Annotated in this window: 22 protein-coding genes; 6 read left to right on the top strand and 16 right to left on the bottom strand. The window is 38.5% G+C overall.

Annotation, left to right across the window (positions count from 1 at the left end):
- Nucleotides 1-60: 60 nt before the first annotated feature.
- The 6 genes from PZ892_RS04475 to PZ892_RS04450 are packed head-to-tail and all read right to left on the bottom strand — an operon-like array spanning nt 61 to nt 6737.
- Nucleotides 61-936, bottom strand: coding sequence for a glycerophosphodiester phosphodiesterase family protein (locus tag PZ892_RS04475; RefSeq protein ID WP_277712170.1), 876 nt, complete (start codon nt 934-936; stop codon nt 61-63).
- Nucleotides 937-959: 23 nt separating this feature from the next.
- Nucleotides 960-1556 (bottom strand): histidine phosphatase family protein, encoded by a 597-nt coding sequence (locus PZ892_RS04470; protein ID WP_277712169.1) that lies wholly within the window; start codon nt 1554-1556, stop codon nt 960-962.
- Entirely contained in the window at nt 1557-2990 is a 1434-nt protein-coding gene (locus PZ892_RS04465; protein WP_277712168.1) for an FGGY-family carbohydrate kinase, read from the bottom strand.
- Nucleotides 2991-4439: an FGGY family carbohydrate kinase gene (locus PZ892_RS04460; protein ID WP_277712167.1), complete on the bottom strand. Its 1449-nt coding sequence runs from the start codon at nt 4437-4439 to the stop codon at nt 2991-2993.
- A 2-nt stretch (nt 4440-4441) separates the two neighbouring features.
- A complete protein-coding gene (locus tag PZ892_RS04455; protein WP_277712166.1) occupies nt 4442-5452 on the bottom strand; it encodes an NAD(P)-dependent oxidoreductase in 1011 nt (336 codons plus the stop codon).
- Nucleotides 5453-5486: 34 nt separating this feature from the next.
- Nucleotides 5487-6737 carry an MFS transporter gene (locus PZ892_RS04450; RefSeq protein ID WP_182499363.1) on the bottom strand — a complete coding sequence of 417 codons (1251 nt, stop codon included), beginning with the start codon at nt 6735-6737 and terminating at the stop codon, nt 5487-5489.
- Nucleotides 6738-7205: 468 nt separating this feature from the next.
- Here PZ892_RS04450 and PZ892_RS04445 point away from each other — a divergent pair, with 468 nt between their 5' ends.
- Nucleotides 7206-7970 (top strand): DeoR/GlpR family DNA-binding transcription regulator, encoded by a 765-nt coding sequence (locus PZ892_RS04445; protein ID WP_179221472.1) that lies wholly within the window; start codon nt 7206-7208, stop codon nt 7968-7970.
- An 878-nt stretch (nt 7971-8848) separates the two neighbouring features.
- Here PZ892_RS04445 and rplT read toward each other — a convergent pair.
- The 4 genes from rplT to thrS form a co-directional block, all read right to left on the bottom strand.
- Nucleotides 8849-9193, bottom strand: a complete 345-nt coding sequence (gene rplT / locus PZ892_RS04440) for a 50S ribosomal protein L20 (RefSeq protein WP_093098929.1) — start codon at nt 9191-9193, stop codon at nt 8849-8851.
- Nucleotides 9194-9294: 101 nt separating this feature from the next.
- Nucleotides 9295-9495: a 50S ribosomal protein L35 gene (rpmI, locus tag PZ892_RS04435; RefSeq protein WP_094255093.1), complete on the bottom strand. Its 201-nt coding sequence runs from the start codon at nt 9493-9495 to the stop codon at nt 9295-9297.
- Between the two features lie 38 nt (nt 9496-9533).
- On the bottom strand, nt 9534-10097 hold the full coding sequence (gene infC / locus PZ892_RS04430) for a translation initiation factor IF-3 (protein ID WP_220476805.1): 564 nt from the start codon (nt 10095-10097) through the stop codon (nt 9534-9536).
- A 12-nt stretch (nt 10098-10109) separates the two neighbouring features.
- On the bottom strand, nt 10110-12035 hold the full coding sequence (gene thrS / locus PZ892_RS04425; RefSeq protein ID WP_182499361.1) for a threonine--tRNA ligase: 1926 nt from the start codon (nt 12033-12035) through the stop codon (nt 10110-10112).
- A gap of 527 nt (nt 12036-12562) precedes the next feature.
- Here thrS and PZ892_RS04420 point away from each other — a divergent pair.
- Nucleotides 12563-13186 (top strand): 7-carboxy-7-deazaguanine synthase QueE, encoded by a 624-nt coding sequence (locus PZ892_RS04420; RefSeq protein ID WP_094280870.1) that lies wholly within the window; start codon nt 12563-12565, stop codon nt 13184-13186.
- A 68-nt stretch (nt 13187-13254) separates the two neighbouring features.
- On the opposite strand, the gene PZ892_RS04415 is transcribed toward PZ892_RS04420, so the two are convergent.
- Genes PZ892_RS04415 through PZ892_RS04405 form a run of 3 tightly spaced genes read right to left on the bottom strand, consistent with a single transcriptional unit; the run spans nt 13255 to nt 17011 of the window.
- Nucleotides 13255-14661 (bottom strand): arylsulfatase, encoded by a 1407-nt coding sequence (locus PZ892_RS04415; RefSeq protein WP_277712162.1) that lies wholly within the window; start codon nt 14659-14661, stop codon nt 13255-13257.
- 1 nt (nt 14662) lies between these two features.
- A complete protein-coding gene (locus tag PZ892_RS04410) occupies nt 14663-15733 on the bottom strand; it encodes a Gfo/Idh/MocA family oxidoreductase (protein ID WP_277712161.1) in 1071 nt (356 codons plus the stop codon).
- Nucleotides 15734-15748: 15 nt separating this feature from the next.
- A complete protein-coding gene (locus tag PZ892_RS04405) occupies nt 15749-17011 on the bottom strand; it encodes a Gfo/Idh/MocA family oxidoreductase (protein ID WP_182499358.1) in 1263 nt (420 codons plus the stop codon).
- A gap of 115 nt (nt 17012-17126) precedes the next feature.
- Between PZ892_RS04405 and PZ892_RS04400 the strand changes: the two genes are divergently transcribed.
- The 3 genes from PZ892_RS04400 (at nt 17127) to PZ892_RS04390 (ending at nt 20807) form a co-directional block, all read left to right on the top strand.
- On the top strand, nt 17127-18392 hold the full coding sequence (locus PZ892_RS04400; RefSeq protein ID WP_277712160.1) for a DUF819 family protein: 1266 nt from the start codon (nt 17127-17129) through the stop codon (nt 18390-18392).
- Between the two features lie 462 nt (nt 18393-18854).
- The gene (locus tag PZ892_RS04395; RefSeq protein ID WP_277712158.1) at nt 18855-19088 is read left to right on the top strand and encodes a hypothetical protein; all 234 of its coding nucleotides are present in this window, start codon (nt 18855-18857) and stop codon (nt 19086-19088) included.
- Nucleotides 19089-19115: 27 nt separating this feature from the next.
- Complete coding sequence (locus PZ892_RS04390) at nt 19116-20807, top strand: fimbrillin family protein (RefSeq protein ID WP_277712157.1); 1692 nt, start codon at nt 19116-19118, stop codon at nt 20805-20807.
- 129 nt (nt 20808-20936) lie between these two features.
- Here the strand turns inward: PZ892_RS04390 and PZ892_RS04385 are convergent, their stop codons facing one another.
- The gene (locus tag PZ892_RS04385) at nt 20937-21203 is read right to left on the bottom strand and encodes a plasmid stabilization protein (protein ID WP_182499354.1); all 267 of its coding nucleotides are present in this window, start codon (nt 21201-21203) and stop codon (nt 20937-20939) included.
- Nucleotides 21203-21451, bottom strand: a complete 249-nt coding sequence (locus tag PZ892_RS04380) for a hypothetical protein (protein ID WP_182499353.1) — start codon at nt 21449-21451, stop codon at nt 21203-21205. The genes PZ892_RS04385 and PZ892_RS04380 overlap by 1 nt, the downstream gene beginning before the upstream one ends.
- A 278-nt stretch (nt 21452-21729) precedes the next feature.
- Here PZ892_RS04380 and PZ892_RS04375 point away from each other — a divergent pair, with 278 nt between their 5' ends.
- Nucleotides 21730-22260 carry a hypothetical protein gene (locus PZ892_RS04375; RefSeq protein ID WP_277712156.1) on the top strand — a complete coding sequence of 177 codons (531 nt, stop codon included), beginning with the start codon at nt 21730-21732 and terminating at the stop codon, nt 22258-22260.
- 86 nt (nt 22261-22346) lie between these two features.
- Here PZ892_RS04375 and PZ892_RS04370 read toward each other — a convergent pair whose 3' ends face one another.
- Nucleotides 22347-23402 carry a phytase gene (locus PZ892_RS04370; protein WP_277712155.1) on the bottom strand — a complete coding sequence of 352 codons (1056 nt, stop codon included), beginning with the start codon at nt 23400-23402 and terminating at the stop codon, nt 22347-22349.
- Between the last annotated feature and the right edge of the window lie 10 nt (nt 23403-23412).

Below are 23412 nucleotides of genomic sequence, written 5' to 3'. Positions count from 1 at the left end.
AAAAACAAAAAAGGAAACCAGTGTTGGTTTCCTTATTCTATAAACTTAATTAACCTTGGGTTATTTAATAGCTCTACTGACCTCTATCGGCAAATCTGATTCCAATACAGTTGCTCCATCTGCAAAAACAGCCCTATATTTTTCAGCACGCTCTTCTACAGTTGGCAACTTATCATATGTTGGAGCCGAAGAAATCATACATAACACCCCTTTTTCTTTGAAGAAGCTATACATCTCTTGATTTGAAGCCTTTATTTCCGGACCGATATATACAATCATCCGATCATAAGGCAAGCCTGAAGCTTTAAAAGCCTCTAAATCCGCTTTCGTTTTAATGTGCATGGATAAGTATTGCTTTGGATTTTTATCCAAATAAAACTTCGCCTGCTCAACATTGTGTACAGTTACCCAAACCCAAGCATAGGCATTATGCTTCCGGATAATTTCAGCCGTCATTTCCATAGGAAGATCTTTCTTATCCAGGTTTAAAACAGTCTTCCCCTTTGCCCACTTGATCATCTCCTCCAAAGTATTGATCTTATACTTCGTTGCATTTCCTTTATGATCCTTCAAATTCAACCTCTGAAGTTCCTTCCAGGTAAAGTCACTCACCTTCCCAGTTCCGGTGGTTGTGCGGTCCAAGGTAGCATCATGAACCATGACCGGCACTCCATCCTTAGTTAACCGAGGATCAATCTCAAAGATAGCTGAGGTATGCTTCAACACCGCTTCCATTGATGGAATAGAATTTTCCGGCATTTGTTCTTCAATAGTACCACGATGGCCTGAGATAATCTTCTTGCCATCCGCATATTTAAAATATGCATACATGTCCTCAACCTTTTTAAAATTGAGTTTATGCAATTTCTGAGCAGATGCTGGCAGGCCCTGCATCAACGCCATTAAAGTAAATAAAGCGAAATAGGTCTTCTTCATAGGTTGTTTTTCAAGATCTAAAATTAAGCATTCAGTTTTAACAAATTAAAACCATTATGTTTATCCAAGGTTACCATTGTCAAGGCGGAGTTCTCCTGAACAATTCTTCGATAGTTCTTCAATGGCATCCCCAGTTGATGAGCCATAAAGAATCTATTTACACCATTATGCCCAACGACCAAAATGGTTTGTCCATCGTATTTATCAAGCAGTTCCGAATAGAAATTATCCAATCTGTTGATGACCTGACTTGCATTTTCACCGGTTCTTCCTGCTTCAAAACTCCCTGGGTCGGATAACCAATTATACCAGGAGTTCGGGTCTTCAGCGATGAAATCTTCAGAACGCTTTCCTTCCCACTGCCCAAAGTCTACCTCAATCAACCGTTCATCCACTTGCACCTTCTCAGGCGTTCCTGAAGCAATTTCAGCGGTATTCTTTGCTCTTTGTAGAGGCGAACAAAAGATTTGGTCAAAAGTCACATCTTTCAACAACTCCTGCATTCTTTTTGCCTGGGACAATCCCTTTTCAGTCAAAGGTATATCTGTTCTTCCACAGTACTTATTTCCGTCGGCATTATAGGCTGTTTCTCCATGCCTCAATAGACAAATTGTAATCATCTATAAATAGTTTAAATCTTTAAGCTTCTGTTTAAAATTCTCGTATTGTAATTGATAGGATTCAATCAACCTTGGGTCTGCATGGACCACCTTTTCTATGGCCGTCATTTTTTCGGAGGCCTCCGTAAGCGAATGATAATAGGTATTGGAAGCCGCCATGATGGCTGCACCAAATGCCCCACTCGCTTCTTTACATTTGTAGATGGGCACATTCATCACCGAAGCTCTAATTTTTAACCAGACATCACTATTGCTTCCACCACCAGCAGAGTAAATGGCATCTACTTGTTCGCCTGATAAATCTTCAATAATTTCATAGGCCAATTTTTCAATGAATGCCACTCCTTCCAGGTTTGCTGCGAATATTTTTTCACGCTCTAATCCTTTTGGTGCAAATCCTTTCGCTTGGGGTGCCATAATTGGATATCGCTCGCCTTCTTGCAATAATGGCCATGCCAATTCGCCTGTCGGTATTAATTGCTCTGCCTCCTGATTCAATTCTTCCAATCCTTCGGAAAATTGCAATGAAATCCAGTCCGCACCTGTATTACTTGCTCCTCCGGGCATCCAATAGCCCTCTGGATGGCGATGACTATACAACCGACCTAATGGATCAACCACATTGGATTTAGTCACTCCTTTAATCACCAAGGTCGTGCCGATAGTAGTGTTCCAAGTTCCCGGTTTTACAGCACCTGATGCCATTTGCGTAGCACAGCCATCAGTCATTCCAACTACGACCTGAATCTCTGGTATTCCCCAAGATTTGGCTAATGCGGGCAATAAATTCCCGACAACGGTTCCTGATGGAACCACCGATTGAAGCCATGATTTCTGAATCCCAATTTCATCGCTTACAAAGGCTGGCCATTCCAATTTCTCGAGGTCGAAAGCTGATTTCAACACATTGGTATAATCCGTGCTTTTGAAATTTCCAGACAATTGACCAACCAAGTAGTCGGAAGCATGTATCCATAAGGCAATGTCCTTTACCTTTTCAGGAAAATTTTCGATGTACCATAGCATTTTACTGATTCCACTGGATGCATTAAAACCTGTATATCCATTTGGAACATGCTTTTTGGCAATAGCTTTAATGCGTTGCCCTTGATCTGCAGAACGAGGGTCACTATACATGATGGCATCATGCAAAGGATTATTCTGCGAATCCATGGGTATAACAGTTCCAGAGGTGGATGTCACGGAGATTGCCAGGATATCTCGTTTATTTATTTCCTCCGGAAGATTATGGATTAAAGCACTCAGCATTTCCTCACAATCCTTCCACCAGATGGCTGGGGATTGTTCTTCACGGAAGGTATCTGTTAACTGGAATTTTCGGGAATCGGATGCGATTAATTCACCCTTCTCATCCACTAGTACTACTCGAGCGCCTTGAGTCCCGACATCCAATCCAAAAAAATATTTACTCATTTACGAAATGACCTGTTTAAATGTTTTACGAGCGTTTCTCCACTCTTGATATAGCTTTTCAAACTCCTCATGGTCTTTGGGATGAACTTCTTCCAATAATTCCGGACTAACATTCTTTACCCCCAATGCATCGTTGCATAGGAACACTCCGCCCAATACCGAAGCCTGGCGAAAGGTATCTCTGATTTTGATGCTCTTTCCAAATAGGTTGGCAATAAATTGACGTAGTTTCCTACTTTCTACTCCACCCCCACAGGCCCATATATAGGATTCTTGATGCGGAGAGACTGCGCTCAAAAACTTATAATTCTCATAAATACTGCAAGCAATATCCCATAAAATCGCAAAGACAAAGCTCCCACGAGTTAGTTGATGAGATACCGGTGCATTGAAGATAAAACCGCCTTTGGTCAATGGTTCTTCTTCATCAGCAATCAAGGACCCCAAGGAAGCTACACATTGAGAATATGTCGCATCCTCCAGCTCCTTCTCGATAACATCATATCCTTCATTGGGGTAAAATATCTCCTTCAAGCGTTGATAATTTAATCCAGTTACCCCTGCATTCGCCTCTAGAATAAAATTATCCGCATCAATATGACGGCTGGTCCAAGTGCGCTGCTCGGCATCTTTTTCATAGGTATTGACGATTTTTATTATCGGTGTAGTCGTACCCGAAACAATAACCACATCGTTTGCTGATGGCTCCATACTGCGAATTGCTAATTGCGTATCTCCACCTCCAACAACCACTACCGCATCCGGATTGATCCCAAATAATTCAGCTATTTCAGGCTTAACCTTTCCAAGAATGGATCCTGAATCTTTGACTTCCGGCAGGATACTCGCTGGCAATTGAAATTGTTCCAATAAGGCTGCTGACCACGATTTCTGCTCAACATCATATAATAAGGTTTCTGAAGCCTGTGAATGTTCATAACCATGGATTCCGGAGAATTGAAATTGAATCCAATCACTGATACTCATGACAGAGACAATCTGTTCAAACAGTTCAGGATACACCTCCCTAACGCCTACCAGCTTGAAAGCTGAAAATAAAGAAGTCGGATAACGACCAGATAGGTTATAAACCAAATCTTTATCCTTCAGATCTCTTTCCCATTTACGGCCTCGGTGGTCTATATTAGGCATGCCCAACAAGGATTTTCCTGCGGCATCCACGACCACTATTCCCTCCCTTTGGCTGGTTGCAATGATTGCATTGATCTGAACCTCTCCCGATTCCGCCAAGGCTTCTTTAGATAGCTTTAATATCTGGGTCCATAATTCCTCTGGATTGAAATAGATAGAATCATCATATTTCAAATCCGATTCATAATGAACATTCTCCCTTTTGATACTCAAGATCTCGCCATCTGTAGCACAAACAGCTACCCGAGCATTCCCAGTACCAATATCAACGATTAAATAAGCTTCTTTTTTTGCCATGATTAGCTAATTGATGTTTTCCCTATTACAGCTTTATTAACAAGTTGTTTAATAGATTTATTACCCTTGTGAAAATATTCTTGCAAGTTATTGTTCATGATAAATGCATGATGGTCTTCAACTTCATGGGTTGCGCCGGCGATATGCGGTGTTGCAATAACATTCTTGTTTAAGATCATCTTATAGTCGATCTCATCCGGTGGTTCATTGTAGAACACATCTAAAACTGCACCTCGGATTTGTCCTGATTCAATGACTGCTAATAAATCCTCACGGTTGACCACTGTAGCACGGGCAGTATTCACAAAAATGGAATTCTTGTTCAACAGCGATAGATATTTCTTGTCGATCATGCCGGTAGTTTCAGGAGTAACGGGAAGATGTATTCCAACCACATCGCAGCTTGAAAACAACTCCTCCAGTTCAACTTTTTTATAGTCAGTGCTCGGATCAGTATAATAAGGGTCGAAGTAATAAATTTCACATGGAAAGTTTTGCAACATTCTTGCTATATGCTGACCAACAGCACCAAAACCAACCATGCCCACTCGCTTACCTGCCAATTCATTCCCTTTAAATTCCAAATAAGAAGTATGTGCACCTTCGCCCCAATTTTTACCTTCCAACCAGTTAATAGCTGGCATGGTATTCCGCATTAATGTAATCACATTGGCGATAAACATCTCCGCAACAGCTTGTGCATTTCTTGCTGGAGTATTGAAAACTGGAATTCCCAATTCGGTTGCTACCTTCAAATCAATATTTGATGGAGTACCGCGGCAGATTCCCACAAATTTCAAATGTGGATTCTCACGTAATACTTCCTCCGTAATTTCATCATGCTCCGAAATCAAGGCATCAACTCCTGTTTCTTTCAGTAATGCATTTAATTCAGCCGGATTATAGGCACGCCCATGAGGTTTCCAAGAACGATAAATGACTTCATCAAAAAGGCCTTTTAGCTCATTCAATGCTTTTTCGTTCTCATAAGGCGCAGTTAACAATACTTTCATAGGTTGTAAATTCAATTTTATTCTATACTCAATTCTATTCGACTTTCAACTCTTGTTTCGATTCCTTAGTCGCATCAGGAATCGTAATAAACTTGGTTAATATTGCACTGATCACATATAATCCAGCCAATACCCAAATCACCCCTTCACTTCCAATGGTCCCGATGAGCAATCCTACGATGGCAGGTCCCACAAATACCGGCAAACCAGCACCCAGGTTGAGGATAGCCATGGCTGCTCCTTTATCCTCCTTCACCAAGGAAGGAACCAATGCGGACAAAGGAACATAACCGGCCAATAGCCCTCCCCAAGCTATACCTGCTGCCATTACTGCCCAATAGGCTCCTCCGAACCATACCGGCGAGTAATAAAATAAGACCGTAGTAATCGCACAGCCTACACCACCAAACCACATAATGGTGCGCTGCCAACCTAATCGGTCTCCAACAAATCCAAATATTAAATTAAAGGCTATGTTACTCGTGAAAATAGTCCCCCAGATCTGTAACCATTCCTTGGTATTGAATCCATGCTCTGCCATATACATAGGCAAGAAAACTGGAAACGCAAATTGAGCAGTCGTATTGATGACCCGTACAATTCCGCCAATCAATACTTTTGGTTCCTTTTTCACGATGGTAAGCCCGTTTAATAATTCCTGCCCTTTTGATCCTTTGGAAGCTTTCGTTTCAAACTTGTCACGATTCAATACCAGTGCAAAAAATGCCCCGATCAACACCCAAATAATCGAAGACCACAACGTGTTCTCATATCCAATTCGCTCTAATGCCCAACTTGAATAGTAAGCCCCAAGGACATTCAAACCTCCCGTGAATACAAACCAAAACCATCCTACAGCACGACCTAACATCTGCTTTGGACTACGGTAGTTAATCCAGACCATAAAGGAATACGCAAATAAGGGATAACCAAAACCACGTATTGCATAAAATAGAAGCATGGCATTGTAATCCAATTTGGCCATTCCCATCGACACAAAACCAATGGTCCCAATCAGGTACAGAATCAAACCCATAAACATGGATTTCCGCGGACCATAACTTTCGGCTAACACACCTGAAAACCATGATGAAATAGCAATTGTGATTCCATATACCGTGAAAAGCGCAGCAGATTGCTCCATACTCATTCCATGATCAATCAGGTATGGACTCAACCAACCCTGCTCTACACCGTCACCCATCATGAAAATAAGAATGCCTAGGTAGCCCCATTTTAAATTACTAGGTATCCCTAGCTTTTCAATTGAATTCGTCTGTGTCATTTAATTTTGTTAAGGTTTATTTAGGTTTAATAGATTATAAAAATAAAAATAAACAATTTTTAACATAATTAAACCTTTTATAGCTAAAAAAGACCAAATTTTATTCTATCCTTTTTTCCTTAACTAAACTTGTTGATTATTGGCACCCTAAAAGGAATGCAAAAAATAATGAACACTTGTAAGTAAAGCCTTCTACTACCCTTGATAATATCGGGGTCAACATTAAAATCACCAGTAAGAATCTGGGCAAGACCATTTTGACATTGTGAAAGCCATCTCCTGGATCTAATTAGGTGGGTAAAGTGAATTTCGACAAAAGACGGATTCTGTTATAAATTATTCTCTGTAATAAATTCAAATGCAGAAACAAATGAATAAAAAAGAAATATTTTTAAATAAAAAAAAAGAATAGGCAAGTCCGAAAAACCTAACTATATTTGCTTTTATATTAACTTATTTAAATGAATTATGATGAATATCACGGACAGACACGAATTCATTCTAAAAAGCTTAAAGGAAAAAGGAAAAATTACGATTGACTGGCTTTGTGAAACCATGAAAGTTTCCAGTGTAACCATCCGCAAGGACCTGAAGGTATTAGAAGACAAAAACCTGCTATTCAGAATTAAAGGAGGGGCCTCGAATAGCAACCCCTACGCCATTGATCGACCGATCGTGGTTAAGGAATCCATCAACAGCGAAGAAAAACAACGTATTGCTCAAGCCGCAATTAAATTAATCAAAGACAATGATTCAATTATGATCGGTTCGGGAACAACGGTTTTTACTTTAGCTAAAAACATCGAATCTACGCATATGTTAACGGTCATTACCCCCGCGTTAAAAGTAGGTTTGGAGCTCAGTGGCAAACCAAATATTGAAGTTTTACAACTCGGTGGTCTTATCAGATCCAACTCATCCTCTGTTGCGGGACAATATGCCATTCGCATCCTTGATGAGATAAGCTGTGGAATCTTATTCCTTGGTGCGGACGGTATTGACCTCGAATTTGGAATCTCAATCAGCAATCTCCCCGAAGCAACCCTCAATCAAAAAATGATCGAAACCTCTCAAAAAATCGCTATCCTGGCAGATAGCAGTAAATTCGGAAAAAGAGGTCTCGGAAAAATCTGCGAACTTATTGACGTAAATTACATTATTACTGACAACAAGGTGTCCCCAAACATCGTCAAAGCTATCGAAGACCTCGGTATCAAAATCATATTAGCATAAAGCTACCCCTAACTATACTTTTGAAGAAAAAAGATTTTTAAATATTTAGTTTAAAAATCTTTTTTTTATTTTCACACACTCTAACAAACACACTAGTTATTGTTATTTTCTAATGAAAACGATTGTTATATTGGTTAATTCGCCATATTTTAACATAACAAAAACGCTGAATTAATAATGATTTAACGTTATTGATCTCCTTTTGAAATAGTCTTATACATATTGTAAGGGCATTAAATTACTACTATTACCGCCTTCAAATAGAACCTATTTTATTAAATACACAGCTAAATGAGCAAGCAATCTCAACTTATTTCTTGATGCAATCCCTGCTTATAAAGCATCTACGGATACTGAAACAACTATCGCTTACAATTCATACAAACACTTTAATTTCTCAACCGTGACCCGCCCAGGTCACGGTTGTTTTTTTTCCAAGCAATTATTATTAACTTCATCGTATGAAAACCAATTCTCATAACCGAAATTGTTGTTATTGCGATAAAGATTTATCCAGCAATCTGGTTCTAAAAATAATTTTCAACAAAAAATCAATTACCTGTCCTAAGTGTAAACATGTGAATAACATTGAAATAAAATCCACGAAAAGGAGTTTCAGTTTAGGTGCGGTATCCGGAGTTATCTTTGGCATATATATCAATAGGTTAAAATTATCAATACAAAAAGAGATAATTATATTCCTGATCGCATTAACATTGGTAGTCCTATTAACAAGTCTCCTGGAATTGAAGAAGGTCAGTTTGGAAAAGGGAGATGAATTAGGTTTGGAATCCTCCCAATAAAGAATCATATAAACAACAAAAGCCATCCCTAAAAGGAATGGCTTTGAATATCTAACAAAATGATGCGGTTTAAACTTATTTTACTGCGTCTACAACTGCTTTGAAAGCATCTGGATTGTTTAAAGCTAAGTCAGCTAATACCTTACGGTTTAGGCCGATGTTTTTAGCGTTTAATTTACCAATCAACTGAGAATAAGAAATTCCGTGTTGACGAGCTCCAGCGTTGATACGTTGAATCCATAAAGCTCTAAACTCGCGTTTTTTGGTTTTACGGTCGCGGTAAGCGTACTGTAAACCTTTTTCTACTGTATTTTTAGCAATAGTATATACTTTGCTACGAGATCCGTAATAGCCTTTAGCTAATTTAAGGATTCTTTTTCTTCTTCTTCTAGAAGCAACTGCGTTAACCGAACGTGGCATAATTTTTAAAATTTAATTTGGTAAAAGGTGTTACGTTTTTCAGCAATCTTACAACCCAATACCCGGTTAAAAAAATATTGTTATAAAATGTTTTTCTAAACTTATTTACCGATAGCAAGCATACGTTTAACGTTGCCCATATCAGCGTCATTAACATAACTAGTAGTAGTTAAGTTACGTTTTTGTTTAGTCGTTTTCTTAGTCAAGATGTGGCTTTTGAAAGCGTTTTTTCTTGCTATTTTACCTGTTCCAGTCAATTTAAAGCGTTTTTTCGCGCTGGAATTGGTTTTAACTTTTGGCATAATACTTATATAATTTATTTCAATCTGTTAGATACTCCTTATTTTTTGGGGCTAGCTTTTGGCGCCAAAGTCAGGAACATACGTTTTCCTTCTAACTTCGGCAACAATTCTACCTTACCATAATCCTCAAGGGCTTGCGCAAAACGTAACAACAAGATTTCACCTTGTTCCTTAAACACGATTGCACGACCTTTAAAATGTACGTAGGCACGAACTTTCTCCCCACTCTCCAAGAAACGCATCGCGTGTTTCAACTTAAATTCGAAGTCATGCTCGCTGGTATTCGGTCCGAAACGAATCTCTTTAATGACCGTTTGCTTCGCATTCGCTTTGATTTCCTTTTGCTTTTTCTTTTGTTCGTAAACGAATTTACTGTAATCAATAATCTTACAAACAGGTGGCGTAGCATTAGGAGAAATTTCAACCAAATCCAACTCAAGCTCATCAGCTAGTGCCAAGGCTTGTCTTGTTGGATACACCCCTTGTTCTACATTGTCACCAACCAACCGCACTTCTGGAACACGGATATGTTCATTGATACGATGTTCGGGTTCTTTTTTCCTAATCGGGCCTCTAGGGCCGAAATTGTTACTTTTTGCCAAATGTTTCTTTAATTAAACAGTTATTTCTTTTATTAATAAATCTTTAAATTCCTCTGCTGTGATTGAACCTAAATCAACCCCACCATGTTTACGAACTGAGATTGTTCCGCTTTCCATCTCCTTCTCCCCTACAATCAACATGTAAGGCATTTTCTTCACCTCCGCATCACGGATCTTACGCCCAACTTTCTCGTCACGCAAGTCAATCAGACCGCGAATATCGGAATTATTTAGCGATTCCAAAAGTTTTTGAGCATATTCTTCATATTTTTCTGACACTGGCAGGATGATAAACTGCTCAGGAGCAAGCCATAACGGAAACTGACCCCCACAATGCTCGATCAATACTGCAACAAAACGCTCCAAGGATCCAAACGGTGCCCGGTGAATCATGACTGGACGATGTTTCATATTGTCACTACCGGTGTACTCCAACTCAAAACGCTCCGGAAGATTGTAGTCAACCTGGATTGTTCCTAGTTGCCATTTCCTTCCTAAAGCATCCTTCACCATGAAGTCTAACTTAGGACCATAAAACGCCGCCTCACCATATTCCACAACAGTAGGCAATCCCTTTTCAGCAGTGGATTCAATAATCGCTGCCTCAGCTAATGCCCAGTTCTCATCAGAACCGATATATTTAGTTTTGTTATCCGGGTCACGTAAGGATATCTGAGCAATAAACTCATTAAACCCTAAAGCACCAAATACATAAAGAACTAAATCAATTACTTTCTTGAACTCTTCTTTCACCTGATCAGGACGACAGAATAAGTGCGCATCATCTTGAGTAAACCCTCTTACACGAGTTAATCCATGTAACTCACCAGATTGCTCATAACGATAAACAGTTCCAAACTCTGCAAAACGAACCGGTAACTCCTTGTAAGAGCGAGGTTTAGTCTTGTAAATCTCACAGTGATGTGGACAGTTCATTGGTTTTAATAAGAACTCTTCACCATCAACCGGAGTCTTAATCGCTTGAAACGAATCCGCACCATACTTTTCGTAATGGCCAGAAGTGATATAAAGTTGTTTATGACCAATATGCGGAGTTATTACAGGCTCATAGCCTGCTTTGATCTGCGCTTTTTGTAAAAAGTCCTGAAGTTTTTGTCTCAAGGCAGTACCTTTTGGTAACCACAATGGTAATCCCATCCCTACTTTTTCAGAGAAGGCAAATAACTCCAATTCCTTACCCAATTTACGGTGGTCACGTTTCTTTGCTTCTTCAATAAACTTCAAGTATTCAGTTAATTCTGAAGCTTTTGGAAAAGTAACACCATAAATACGAGTCAGTTGCTTACGTGATTCATCACCACGCCAATAAGCACCTGCCACATTGGTCAATTTAATAGCTTTGATAAATCCTGTATTCGGGATATGTGGTCCACGACACAGGTCTGTAAAGTTACCCTGAGAATAAAAAGTAATCTTTCCATCCTCTAGATCCTTGATCAAATCCAGCTTGTATTCATCGCCTTTGTCCTCGAAATAAGCTAATGCATCCGCTTTTGAAACCGCTTTACGTTCAAAAACCTCTTTTTGCTTCGCCAATTCCAACATCTTGTCCTCGATTTGTTTAAAATCATCCGAGGAGAACTCACGGTCACCGAAATCTACATCATAATAGAACCCAGTTTCAATTGCTGGACCAATCCCAAACTTAACACCTGGATAAAGCGCTTCTAAAGCTTCTGCTAATAAGTGTGCTGATGAATGCCAAAAAGTAGATTTACCTTTATCATCATTCCAGGTTAACAATTTAACCGAAGAGTCTTCTTCAATAGGTCTTGAAGAATCCCAAACCTCAGCATTCACCTCTGCCGCTAATACATTTCTAGCTAATCCTTCGGAAATTGATTGGGCAACCTGCATAGCAGTTGTACCCTTTTCATACTGACGTACTGAACCGTCAGGTAATGTAATATTAATCATTTACAACATGATTTATTGTTTGTATAAAATTGTGACCCTTCCAATATGTACAATTATATTGCTTGATAAAGGTCACCTGAATAAATGCAAGACAAAAATACGGAAATTTTCAATCAATTCGAAATGAAGTTTCCTGCAAAAAAGTTTATTTACAGTGATTTCACAATTGATTTTCATCTTTTTATTGAAATCAACACAAAGCAGAAATTAACCTAGCAGATTATTTATATCCTAAATAGGGAAATATTCGGATCAATTTCATCCCACTATCTGATTTGGGTTGGACATTGGCCTCAACTCCTCCGGACCTTGTTCGAATTTTTTCGACCAAGATCCGCCAAAGGTCCGAAGAAAGTCCGGAGAAGGTCCGATAAAACTAGGATTTTGAACCATATTTCAAGCCTACCTGATACGAATATGAAAGACCGTTTTTTACCAACGCTTTTCTCATGATTCTGTCAAGTGCTTGTAATCACAATTCCATTTATCTTGATTTTTTGCTAATTTTGCAACTCAAATTCAGAGACATGTCAAATCAAGTTCCAGAGGACGGCACATTTCTTCCTTTAATGGAAGAATTCTACACGATACAGGGGGAAGGATACCACACCGGAAAAGCAGCATATTTTATTCGATTAGGGGGATGTGATGTGGGTTGCCATTGGTGTGATGTTAAGGAAAGCTGGGATGCTGAATTACATCCTTTGACTTCAGCAGATGTGATTGTTGAACATGCCTTGCAACATCCTGCTAAAACCGTGGTAATAACGGGTGGTGAGCCTTTATTATATAATCTGACTTACCTGACTCAAAAATTAAAGGAAGCCGGAATCAAGATCTTTTTGGAAACTTCAGGCGCCTATCCTTTGACAGGATATTGGGATTGGATCTGTTTGTCTCCCAAAAAATTCAAAGGCCCCAGAGAAGATGTCTTGAGTGCTGCTGGTGAATTGAAAGTTATTGTTTTCAATAAAAGCGATTTCCAATGGGCAGAAGATCATGCTAAGTTTGTTAATGCGAACTGTAAACTTTATTTGCAGCCAGAATGGTCAAAAGCAGCTGAAATGACTCCATTGATTATTGACTACGTAAAGGATAATCCAAGATGGGAAATATCCTTACAAACTCATAAATACTTAAATATTCCTTAATGGAATGGGTTGATATAAAAAAGCGGGATACCTGGTCAGGTATCCCGCTTTTTTATGTTCTAATAATTTTATTGAAAGGGAAAAATCTCACTTTCTGTTCTGGCTTCAGCCATGATTTTTTTTGCTTTTTCCACTAATTCCGGATGTTTATCCGCGATATTATTTTGTTCCGCAATATCCGTAGGAAGATGATAAATGGCAATTTCAGCATTCGGATTCCCTTTGGCATTCAAGCGGATTGCTTTGTAATCCCCTATTCTCAGTCCTTGTTTTCCGCCTTGCTCATGAAATTCCCAATATAAATAGTCATGTTCCTTTTGTCCTTTTTTACCAAGAAGTGTTGGAAGAAAACTGATTCCATCGGTTTTCTTTAAAGGTTTAGCTTGTGCAATTTCCAACAAGGTTGGAGCGATATCCCAGAAAGCACCGATATGGTCTGAAGTAGAATTCGCTTTTACTTTTGCTGGCCAATGTACGATAAATGGCGTACGAACACCACCTTCGTAGACATCTCTTTTATTTCCTCGGAAAGGCCCTGAGCTTTTAAAGAAATCAGGGTCAGCTCCACCTTCGCGGTGTGAACCATTATCACTAGTAATAATGATGATGGTATTATCTAGAATTCCTTCTTCCTCCAAGGCTGAAACCACCTCACCAACTTGCTCATCCATGCGAGTTACCATGGCAGCAAAGGTTGCTCTTGGCTTAGCTTGGGTGGTATATCCTGGTCCTGCATTAGGACCATAAGGACTCCCCTGATAGGGTTTTTCCTCAAATTTACCATCAAACTTCGCAAAGATTTCATCCTCTGGAACGATCAATTCCGCATGTGGTAATACCGTTGGAATAAATATAAAAAGGGCAGCATCCCGATTATTATGAATAAAGGTCAAAGACTTTTTATGAATAAGATCAGGCGCATAGGTGGTCGTTTTCATCAGGTCCTCATTCCCTTTCAGGTCAATGCGTTGTTCATTTTCCCAGAGATGTGTAGGATAATACCGATGCGATTGACGTTGACAGTTGTACCCATAGAATTCATCAAATCCTTTTCGCAAAGGATCACCTGTGGTTCCAACCATTCCTAATCCCCATTTACCAAAAGCAGCAGTCAAATAGCCTGCTTTTTGTAAGGACAGGGCAAAGGTCTCAATATCCTGGGCTAAAGGCTCCTGTCCTTCTGGGACAATCTCCTTATTCCCACGGATATAAGTATGGCCTGTATGTTTACCTGTCATTAAAGCTGATCTTGAAGGCGCACATACCGGAGCACCCGCATAAAAATCAGTAAATAACATCCCCTTTTTAGCTAAGGCATCAATATTTGGGGTACTAAATTTTTCTTGCCCATAGACACTGAGGTCTCCATAACCAAGATCATCTGCAAGGATTAATACAATATTCGGCTTCTTAGACTGCGCAAATAGCGACAGACTAAACACCGTAGCTGCTAACAATACTAGATATTTTCGCATGTTATAATTTTACTATCCCTCCAGTTTTTACTGACTCATCACAAGCAATGGCAATCTGCAAACTATTGATTGCATCCTGCATGGATTTATCCAAGTTCAGATCCTCTTGAATAGCTTTCAGGAAAAAGCTTTGCTCCCGATTACATAGTTCCTGATGATCAGGCTCATCGGTCAAATCGATCCATTCATCAGCTTTTATAAATTCATTTTTTGTGTTGATATCGGCATAATGAACTTTTAAGGATTCTGTTTTGGTGTGCGACTCCACGGAGTCTGAATTCCCTGCTTTTCCAGCTTCTTTAGCTACAATGGAAACACAACCTTTTGGTCCGATGACATCCTTGATAAAGAATGCCGTATCACTAATCATAGGGCCCCAGCCCGCTTCATACCAACCAACACTTCCATCATCAAAGCGAATCTGCAACTGCCCGTAATTATAATTATCCTGAGGAATATCATCGGTCAATCGAGCTCCAATAGCACTCACCGATACCGGATTGGCGTTGGTCATTTGGCACATGACATCAATATAATGCACCCCACAATCTACGATTGGGCTTAAACTTTTCATCAAGTTACGATGCACATCCCACATATAGCCCTGACTCTGTTGATTTAAATTCATCCGCATAACCAAGGGATGGCCCATGGTTTTGCCAATTTCAATAAATTTGATCCAGGAAGGGTGATGTCTCAGGATATAGCCCACCACTAACTTTTTGCCAACGGCATTTGCGGCATCGACTACTTTTTGAGCACCAATGACGGTATCAGCCAATGGTTTTTCGATAAAAACATGCGCATTAGCTTGGAAAGCTTTGATGGCATAATCTTCATGTGTATCCGGATAGGTGGATATGCATACGGCATCAGGCTTACTTTGCTCCAATGCTTGTTCGTAATCTTCATACAAGGGGTAATCAGCCCCTAATTTTTCATTTAATTTCAGTTTGGAATCACCACGGGAAACTAAACCCACAATTTCAAACGCTTCCATATCGTGATAGGCTTTGGCATGAGAAGCCCCCATATTGCCACAACCAACCACTAAAATTTTAATTTTTTCCAAAATTCCTTTCTTCAATTATGAATTAGCTAAACCTGGTCTAGGGATTCTAGCTGTATCAATTGCCATTTCCCAATTATACTCATCGGCACTCGGACCATAGGTTTTGGTTGAGTTTTCGATTTCATCCAAGGAGATAATGCTTCCTGAATAAGCAGCTTCACGAGCCCAGATTGCCATTAAGGTAGAATCAGCCATGAAATCACCATCATTGATGACTTGCTTATTCTTCACTGCGGCAAAAAGTTCATCATGTTGGGTTTGGTACATATTGTTCATTTTCCCTTCAAACTTCCATGGGTTCGCACCATTGATTTGGTAAGAACTTAATAAGCTTACATTGAAGTTACCTTTCGTCCCTAATGCTTCCACGGAATTTCTAGGTTGCGTACCGTTTTGTTGTCTACCAAAGTGGAAACCTTTCATTCCATCACCATAGTCAAATTCAATTGCGAAGTGATCAAAAACATTTCCGTATTTATCCCAAGGTCGACTTTGTCTACCACCAGTTCCGGATACCGTTTTCGGCAAGCCACGGTTTAAGATCCAGTTCATAAAATCAATACTATGAACGGTCTGTTCTACGATAATATCGCCAGAATAGCGTTGGTAGTAGAACCAATTATATAATTGATATTTAAGATCAGTCCAATCTGCTTGTTTAGGTTTTTCAGTTAATTCACCACCCAGTCTAAAAGTACTGATGGAGTAAATATCCCCGATAGTTCCGGAATGAATTAGTTTTGCTAATTCGCGGTTAGGGGTTGAATATCTAAAGCAATAGCCTGAAACAATATTTAACTTTTTATCTTTTGCTAACTTTACGGCTTCACGCACTTTATGTACGCCTGGAATATCGACAGCCATTGGTTTTTCACAGAAAATATGTTTTCCTTTTTTCACGGCTTCTGCCAAATGATCCGGTCTAAAGCAAGGCGGTGTAGCCAATAATACGACATCAACATCGGTTGCCATCAGTTTTTTATAGGCATCAAAACCAATAAATTTCTTGTTTTCCGGTACATTTACGCGGTCCTTATGCGCTTCTTGCAAGGAAGCGAGGGCAGTTTCCAATTGTGGGGAAAAAATATCAGCTAAGGCTACGATTTCCACATCTGGATCTGCAGTTAATGCTTGAAATGCCGCACCAGTTCCACGTCCACCACAACCTACTAATCCGACTTTTATTTTTTTCTTGAAGTTTAGGTTTGTATTTGATAGGTCTAATGAAGTGGCACCAAGGACAATACCACTATTTTTAATAAAATTTCTTCGGTCCATTCGATTTATTTTTGAAGGATTCAGATTGATTTAATAATGTTGATAATATGATTATTTCAATAAATAACTGAAAAAATAGCTATTTTCACAGCAAAATAACAATTATTACAATTTTATGCAAATAACCGAGACAGAAGCCACAGCATTGATACAAAACACAACTGTTGTTTTTGGCCTATTAATGACTATCTTAGGTTTAGTATTCTATACCTCTAGTTTATCCAATAAATATGTAAAAGGTTTTTACAATGTAATTCCACCATTATTACTCTGCTATTTTCTGCCGGGATTATTAAATTCATTTAATATCATTGATGGGGCAAATTCTCCCCTAACTACAATTGGGAGTCGATATTTCTTACCGGCATGTTTGATACTTTTTGTGATCAATCTTGACCTCAAGGAAATGTGGGCATTACGCAAACGTGCAGGATTAATGTTTATTACAGGTACGGTGGGGATTCTGTTAGGCGGACCCTTGGCGGTTTACCTAACATCACTGGTTGCCCCTGAAGTTGTTGGAGGAACAGGTCCTGATGAAGTTTGGCGAGGGCTAGGAGCTTTAGCAGGGTCATGGATCGGGGGAAGTGCTAATCAGGTCGCTTTAAAAGAAATTTTACAGCCATCTCCGGCACTTTTTTCTTCCATCATTGCCGTGGATGTCTTTGTCGCTTATATCTGGATGGCCATTTTATTGTATGGAGCGAGTAAATATAAGGTCGTTGATAAATTTTTCAAGGCCGATTCCCAAGATGTGGAGCATCTGAAAGCAAAAATGGATGAACGCGTGAAAGTCAACAGCAAGATCCCAGAAACCAAGGATTATATGATTATGATTGCTTTGGCCTTTGGTGGAACTGGATTGGCGACTTTACTTTCTGAACCAGTTGCCAACTTTATGGCAACACATTATCCAGAGACTGAGAAATTCTCCTTAACGAACACCTTTTTTTGGCTGGTATTTTTTGCTACTGTTTTTGGGATTGCTTTATCCTTTACACCTGCCAAAAAATTGGAATTCGCTGGGGCTTCCAAAATTGGAACGGTATTACTTTACGTTCTGATCACGACCATTGGAATGCAGATGGATATTATGGCCATACTAGGAAATCCTGGTTTATTTATAGTAGGATTTTTATGGATCAGTTTCCATGCTATATTATTGATTATTGTTGCGAAGATATTTAAGGTTCCATTTTTCTATCTATCCGTTGGTAGTATGGCCAATGTTGGTGGGGTGGCATCAGCCTCGGTCATGTCTGCAGCTTTTCATCCATCCCTTATTTCTGTAGGAGTGATCTTATCCGTCTTTAGTTACGCTATCGGTACATATGCAGGTTGGCTAACTGCACTCTTAATGAAATTAGCCTCCGGAGTATAGATATCAAAACTGAATTAATAAAAAGAAAATTCGATTTAATACCTCTATAATAACCATAAAAAAGGAGCCGAAAACTTAAGTTTTCGGCTCCTTTTTTATGGTTAAGACCTTCTCCAACTATTAATTTCTACCTGCAACGGTCAGGTTTTTTTAATAAACCCCTGAATATCAAATACAGTCGACCAATTTTACAACATTCTTGTTACATTCATCTTCCCTATTCAAGGCAATATTTTAACAATAAATTAATCAAATTAAATTTTAAAGATTGTTTTAGCTGATTCAACCGCCTTATTTAGGAATTTAAGTTAAAGTTTGTGTTATTATTATATAATTTATTTCAAGGGTTACAATTATTACCTAATTTTGATATCGTTAGTTAAAAATCACTTTATTAAGGAAATACAAGGGGTTGATTACTGATAAACAATCAATAAAATAGATCAATAAACCAATTAATATATGAAGGCCAAACACAATATTTTAGATTGGGAAATTCAGCGATTGAAGGGTCCCACTTCAACTTCTTTCCGAAGACCATATATGGCTCCCAAGGTAACTCTGCATAGGATTAATTTAGAATTTGATATCCTGATAACCTCTAGCAACATTCGAACAGCGGGGCCTGGAGATCAGCGACCAGAAGTGGAAAATTGGGAGGACGAGAGTGATTATACCCACAACATAGATTTTTAAAGATCTGGCAAAAAAATATTTATGATTATGAAAACTAGATACAACCTTTCTTTTCTGATAGGCTTCATTTGCATGACCTTATTCAGCAACTGTAAGCGACCTATAGAAGATTTACCTTCCGATAAGGGATTAATTTTTGGCATTAATGGCTTGGATGAAAATTCCGATTCCGAGGATATTATTACCAAAGGAAGTCATTCTAATAGCGATACTACGTTTAATTATTATCAAAAGAATGCAGGTGCAATTGATGGATTGGAATATGATCTTTTTATAGAAGAAAAGGCGAAACGAGTTCCAACGAAAGCAGTGACGACGACTCGTTTAGCTAACAACACCAGGTTTCGGGTATTATTATTTAACACTGATGCACAAGGCAATACCACTGATTTTGAGGCTCAAGGTGAATCCAATGCAGCAAGCAATCTTTCGCTTCCGGTTTATCGGAATAAACAATATCGATGGATTGCCTATTCATTCAACAATTCCACGGAGATTCCTACTTTAGATCCAGCGAATCCCACTCTAGCCATTAAAGCAACTTCTACGACCGCCGGCACTGACCTATTGTACGCGAGCGGGTTGATTCGTACATCGGATGATGGTAATGCTGAAAACCGCATCAACATAACATTTAAAAGGATGGTAAGTGCAATTCGATACGAAATTGACGCACGCGGGGCATTCACCAGCATTAAGGAATTGGTGATGGATTTTATCACTTCGCAAACTCGAGGTTTAAGAGATGGTATATTTCATGTGGTAAATGGGTCTTTTACCTCCACTAGTATACCTCCTGATTTTAGACTGACAAATTGGGATAACGTAATCTCTGATACCATTCCGACAGGTTGGGTGAAGTATAAACAATTTCTAACAGTCCCATCTAGCAGCCCTATGAATTTTGTTGCGGTTATCAGGTATATTACTTTAACGAGCCAAATGATAAATCCAGATAATCCCACCACAGAAATTCCTGTTGACCGTCAATTCAACACTATAGAATCGGTCACCCCTTTATTTTATGCTCCATTTAATATCGCTTCTGGAAAACAATACAACATAAAAATGAGATTAAGAGAATCAGCAGTAGGGTACTCAGGAACATATTGGGCACGGGGCAATTTAACTTACAATCCAAATGTAGACCGCAACAAATACAGGATTCAGTACAATAATGTTCTGATAAAGAACATCAACGGGGGAATGAACAATTTTTTGGAGCGGGATTATTTTGACACAAGACCACCCCAACAACCACAGGGCAATCCTAGTAATTGGGATCCTTGCCAATTAGTCTATCCGGAAAAAACATGGCGGCTCCCTACCGTTATAGAAGCTACATTATTGGTAGGTTCAACTAATTATGCTGATAGGAGAAGGTTCTCCCAACCGGGAAATGCTGGTTGGTATATGCATTTTGAAAATGTTGCTGGAATGGGAGAGCCTCGCTATCCAAATAGGCATTTAACTTTTGTTGCAGCAGGACACCGGAATAAAGATCGGGCATTGGTAGATTTCAATTATCAAAGTGGAAACTCCAATCTCCCACCCTTTCCAATAGTTTATGGAGATGTAGGTTATTTCAGAACGAATGATACCTCCCAATTTATCGTCACAAGATACCGAGGCGGAGAATGGGATTTCAACCTATTTATGGGCGTAAGTGAATTTAATGATAGGAGAGCTGCGAATGTAAGGTGCGTTAGAAACAACTAAGTATAGAAATATTTTTTGGCCTTTTCGTTCAAATGTGAAATTAAACCATGTAATAAAGGAGAATCGAAAAGGTCAAAAAAAGTATTATCTATTAACTTGACTCTAATTTATAACAAGCAATATTTAGAATTATGGAAATACCTTATAAATATCGTTTCTTTTGACAAATCGAGCTAATTCAATAGTATTTTCATATTTAAAAAAACCTAAACGATATTCGCCAATGCGAAATCGATAGGCAGTGGAGAATCCTTTCATTTTAACAATATCAGGAATTTCAGTTAAAGTCTTAGCCTTTTCTACCTGAATGATAAATTCTTTGATCTTTGACTTAATAGATTTGTCATTGATTTTTTTAATATCATTGACAAATGATCGCAAAAAAATTATTTCCATTAGTCTAAAATATCCATTACCTCTTCACGAGTCGAAGTATCATTTCTATCTGATTGTTGCATTAGCAATAACAAGCCTAAATCTTCTTTTTCTTCCTCCGTCAACATCTTAAAACGCTCATGCTCTTTATATTCCACATAAAAGGAAACTGCTTTTTCTAATAGATGCTTTACACTTATACCTTCAAAAGCTGATAGAATTTTAACTTTCGTTAGGACACTATCTTCAAGGTCGATATTCTTTCTCATAGTCTTTATTTTAATTGCAGTAAATATACTTTATATATACAATATACAGCATATATTTATTATTAATGTAAGATTAAAATTCATGTTGAATTGATATTTTAAACAAGCCTCATCCAAAAACCCATAAAAAATCGAACATTAATTTTAAAGATTATTTATTAAATTCAACTGAATTGTCAATTAGCTGGGAGAAACGGTTGATACAATCATGAAATCACGCATACTATATATGCAAAATTGCATTTTATTAAATCAAGAATTTATTAAGATTGTGGCTAATGAACTATGGAGAGATTTTAAGCGAAATAAAAAAATATTATCCGTTTGGCATTCCTTTTATGAGTCCCGACTATTTAAGTAGTAAAGAATTTCAAAATAACAGAAAGGTCCTAAAAGAACAATATGAACAAGAGTCTGCAAACCTCATTAACACCAAACAGGAACTAGGCAGGTTGTTGGATTCAGAAATATATATTTTCGCTTTTGCTGCGGGACATTTTTGCCTTCATTATACTTTTTTTATCCAAGGAAATCCAGACAAATATTACTCAATACTTGTCAGTACGATTATTCCATTTTACACGATACGAATACTTGATATAAAAACGTGGGAGACAGATTTTTCATCATTTCAGGAAAAATTCCCCCTGAATGCGAAAATAATTTCGGAATATATTGAAGAGCACTTCGCCGGCTATCAAATCATTACTGACAATGAACTATTGAATAGGCCTATTGAAGGGGTTGAGGTTGATGAAAGCGACCATCCAAACTTACTTAATCTGGCCTTTACGAGCATACTGACTTAAGGCATTAAGAACATTAGCTAACAGCTAAATAAGGATCAAAAAAAGAAGGCCCCGATAATCGTGGCCTTCCATTTTTATTAAAATTACTAATTTTTAGCATCAATAATATCCTGAAATTCTTGCCAATTATAGTAATGGAATACCATTCCGTTACTCATAGCAACTAACATTCCTTTCGGGAATTTGCTACCAATCGGCATTGAGATTGCATCAGCGCCATCACATTCAATTGCTGATACGGGCACTTCGGCAATACGAGTGTATTGATTCGGGTTTCCAGCATCACCTTCACGAGGATAGATATTGAAAGAGTTATTTTGTTGGTTAGACGCTACAATATAACCAGTACTATCTGTTGTTTTATAAATAGCAATACCTTCATGGTCCCCTTTAAAATCCTTTTGACCAAAAATCGCCAGTTCCTCATTTCCTTTACTTGGATCAGCATAGTATTTATGGATTCCAAATCCTTCATCCGAATAATATACATAGCCTAATTCATTATCAACCGCAATGGCTTCAATCTCTTTTCCTCCTTGAAAACTTCCAAACTCACGAACCTTAGCTCCTACAATTACTCCATCTTTATCTTGAAGTTCGTATTGATACAGGTATTTACCTGAAGGTCCAATCTTTCTACCTACGATGGCGTATATTTTATTTCCGGTCGAGTCCAATTGCGTATACAGTGCAATACCCATTGGAGATCTTTCCGTTTCACCTTCAAAAACGGGGATACCACCATTATCTAGAGGTTTCAAATCAGGAAGACTAAAAACTCTGATTTTATCTGTACCACGTTCAGTAACTACAGCGATATCTTGTTTTTTGCCAGCCAAGTTGAATCCGTATGCGATATCTACATTATTGGGTCTATCCAATGGAACAACCTTATTAATGATCTTACCATCCATATCGTAGGCATACAAACCGCCTGTTTTTTCATGTTTATCAGTTCCGATAATGATGACTTGGCTGCTATCATTTGGATTCACCCAAATAGCAGGGTCATCGGTGTCATTAGGTACAACTTCAGTTGTTACTGTTGGTTTCAAAGCATTTTCAGCTACTGGAGCCAGTTTATCTCCACATGAGGCAAATACGATTGCCGCAAAACTTAGTAATGTAATTTGTTTCTTCATTTGATTATCC

The sequence above is a fragment of the Sphingobacterium sp. WM genome, assembly GCF_029542465.1.
In the GTDB taxonomy this organism is placed as follows: Bacteria; Bacteroidota; Bacteroidia; order Sphingobacteriales; family Sphingobacteriaceae; genus Sphingobacterium; species Sphingobacterium cellulitidis.
The sequence above is the reverse complement of the archived record's forward strand: the minus strand, read 5'-3'. Positions and strand labels throughout refer to the sequence as shown.

Coding starts and splice junctions, on each gene's coding strand:
- PZ892_RS04445 (WP_179221472.1), top strand. CDS start 7,206: ATGATGAATATCACGGACAGACACGAATTCATTCTAAAAAGCTTAAAG.
- PZ892_RS04375 (WP_277712156.1), top strand. CDS start 21,730: ATGAACTATGGAGAGATTTTAAGCGAAATAAAAAAATATTATCCGTTT.
- PZ892_RS04460 (WP_277712167.1), bottom strand. CDS start 4,439: ATGGCAAAAAAAGAAGCTTATTTAATCGTTGATATTGGTACTGGGAAT.
- rplT (WP_093098929.1), bottom strand. CDS start 9,193: ATGCCACGTTCGGTTAACGCAGTTGCTTCTAGAAGAAGAAGAAAAAGA.
- rpmI (WP_094255093.1), bottom strand. CDS start 9,495: ATGCCAAAAGTTAAAACCAATTCCAGCGCGAAAAAACGCTTTAAATTG.
- PZ892_RS04455 (WP_277712166.1), bottom strand. CDS start 5,452: ATGAAAGTATTGTTAACTGCGCCTTATGAGAACGAAAAAGCATTGAAT.
- PZ892_RS04370 (WP_277712155.1), bottom strand. CDS start 23,402: ATGAAGAAACAAATTACATTACTAAGTTTTGCGGCAATCGTATTTGCC.
- PZ892_RS04400 (WP_277712160.1), top strand. CDS start 17,127: ATGCAAATAACCGAGACAGAAGCCACAGCATTGATACAAAACACAACT.
- PZ892_RS04420 (WP_094280870.1), top strand. CDS start 12,563: ATGTCAAATCAAGTTCCAGAGGACGGCACATTTCTTCCTTTAATGGAA.
- PZ892_RS04450 (WP_182499363.1), bottom strand. CDS start 6,737: ATGACACAGACGAATTCAATTGAAAAGCTAGGGATACCTAGTAATTTA.
- PZ892_RS04475 (WP_277712170.1), bottom strand. CDS start 936: ATGAAGAAGACCTATTTCGCTTTATTTACTTTAATGGCGTTGATGCAG.
- PZ892_RS04380 (WP_182499353.1), bottom strand. CDS start 21,451: ATGAGAAAGAATATCGACCTTGAAGATAGTGTCCTAACGAAAGTTAAA.
- PZ892_RS04415 (WP_277712162.1), bottom strand. CDS start 14,661: ATGCGAAAATATCTAGTATTGTTAGCAGCTACGGTGTTTAGTCTGTCG.
- PZ892_RS04390 (WP_277712157.1), top strand. CDS start 19,116: ATGAAAACTAGATACAACCTTTCTTTTCTGATAGGCTTCATTTGCATG.
- PZ892_RS04465 (WP_277712168.1), bottom strand. CDS start 2,990: ATGAGTAAATATTTTTTTGGATTGGATGTCGGGACTCAAGGCGCTCGA.
- PZ892_RS04470 (WP_277712169.1), bottom strand. CDS start 1,556: ATGATTACAATTTGTCTATTGAGGCATGGAGAAACAGCCTATAATGCC.
- PZ892_RS04405 (WP_182499358.1), bottom strand. CDS start 17,011: ATGGACCGAAGAAATTTTATTAAAAATAGTGGTATTGTCCTTGGTGCC.
- PZ892_RS04395 (WP_277712158.1), top strand. CDS start 18,855: ATGAAGGCCAAACACAATATTTTAGATTGGGAAATTCAGCGATTGAAG.
- PZ892_RS04385 (WP_182499354.1), bottom strand. CDS start 21,203: ATGGAAATAATTTTTTTGCGATCATTTGTCAATGATATTAAAAAAATC.
- thrS (WP_182499361.1), bottom strand. CDS start 12,035: ATGATTAATATTACATTACCTGACGGTTCAGTACGTCAGTATGAAAAG.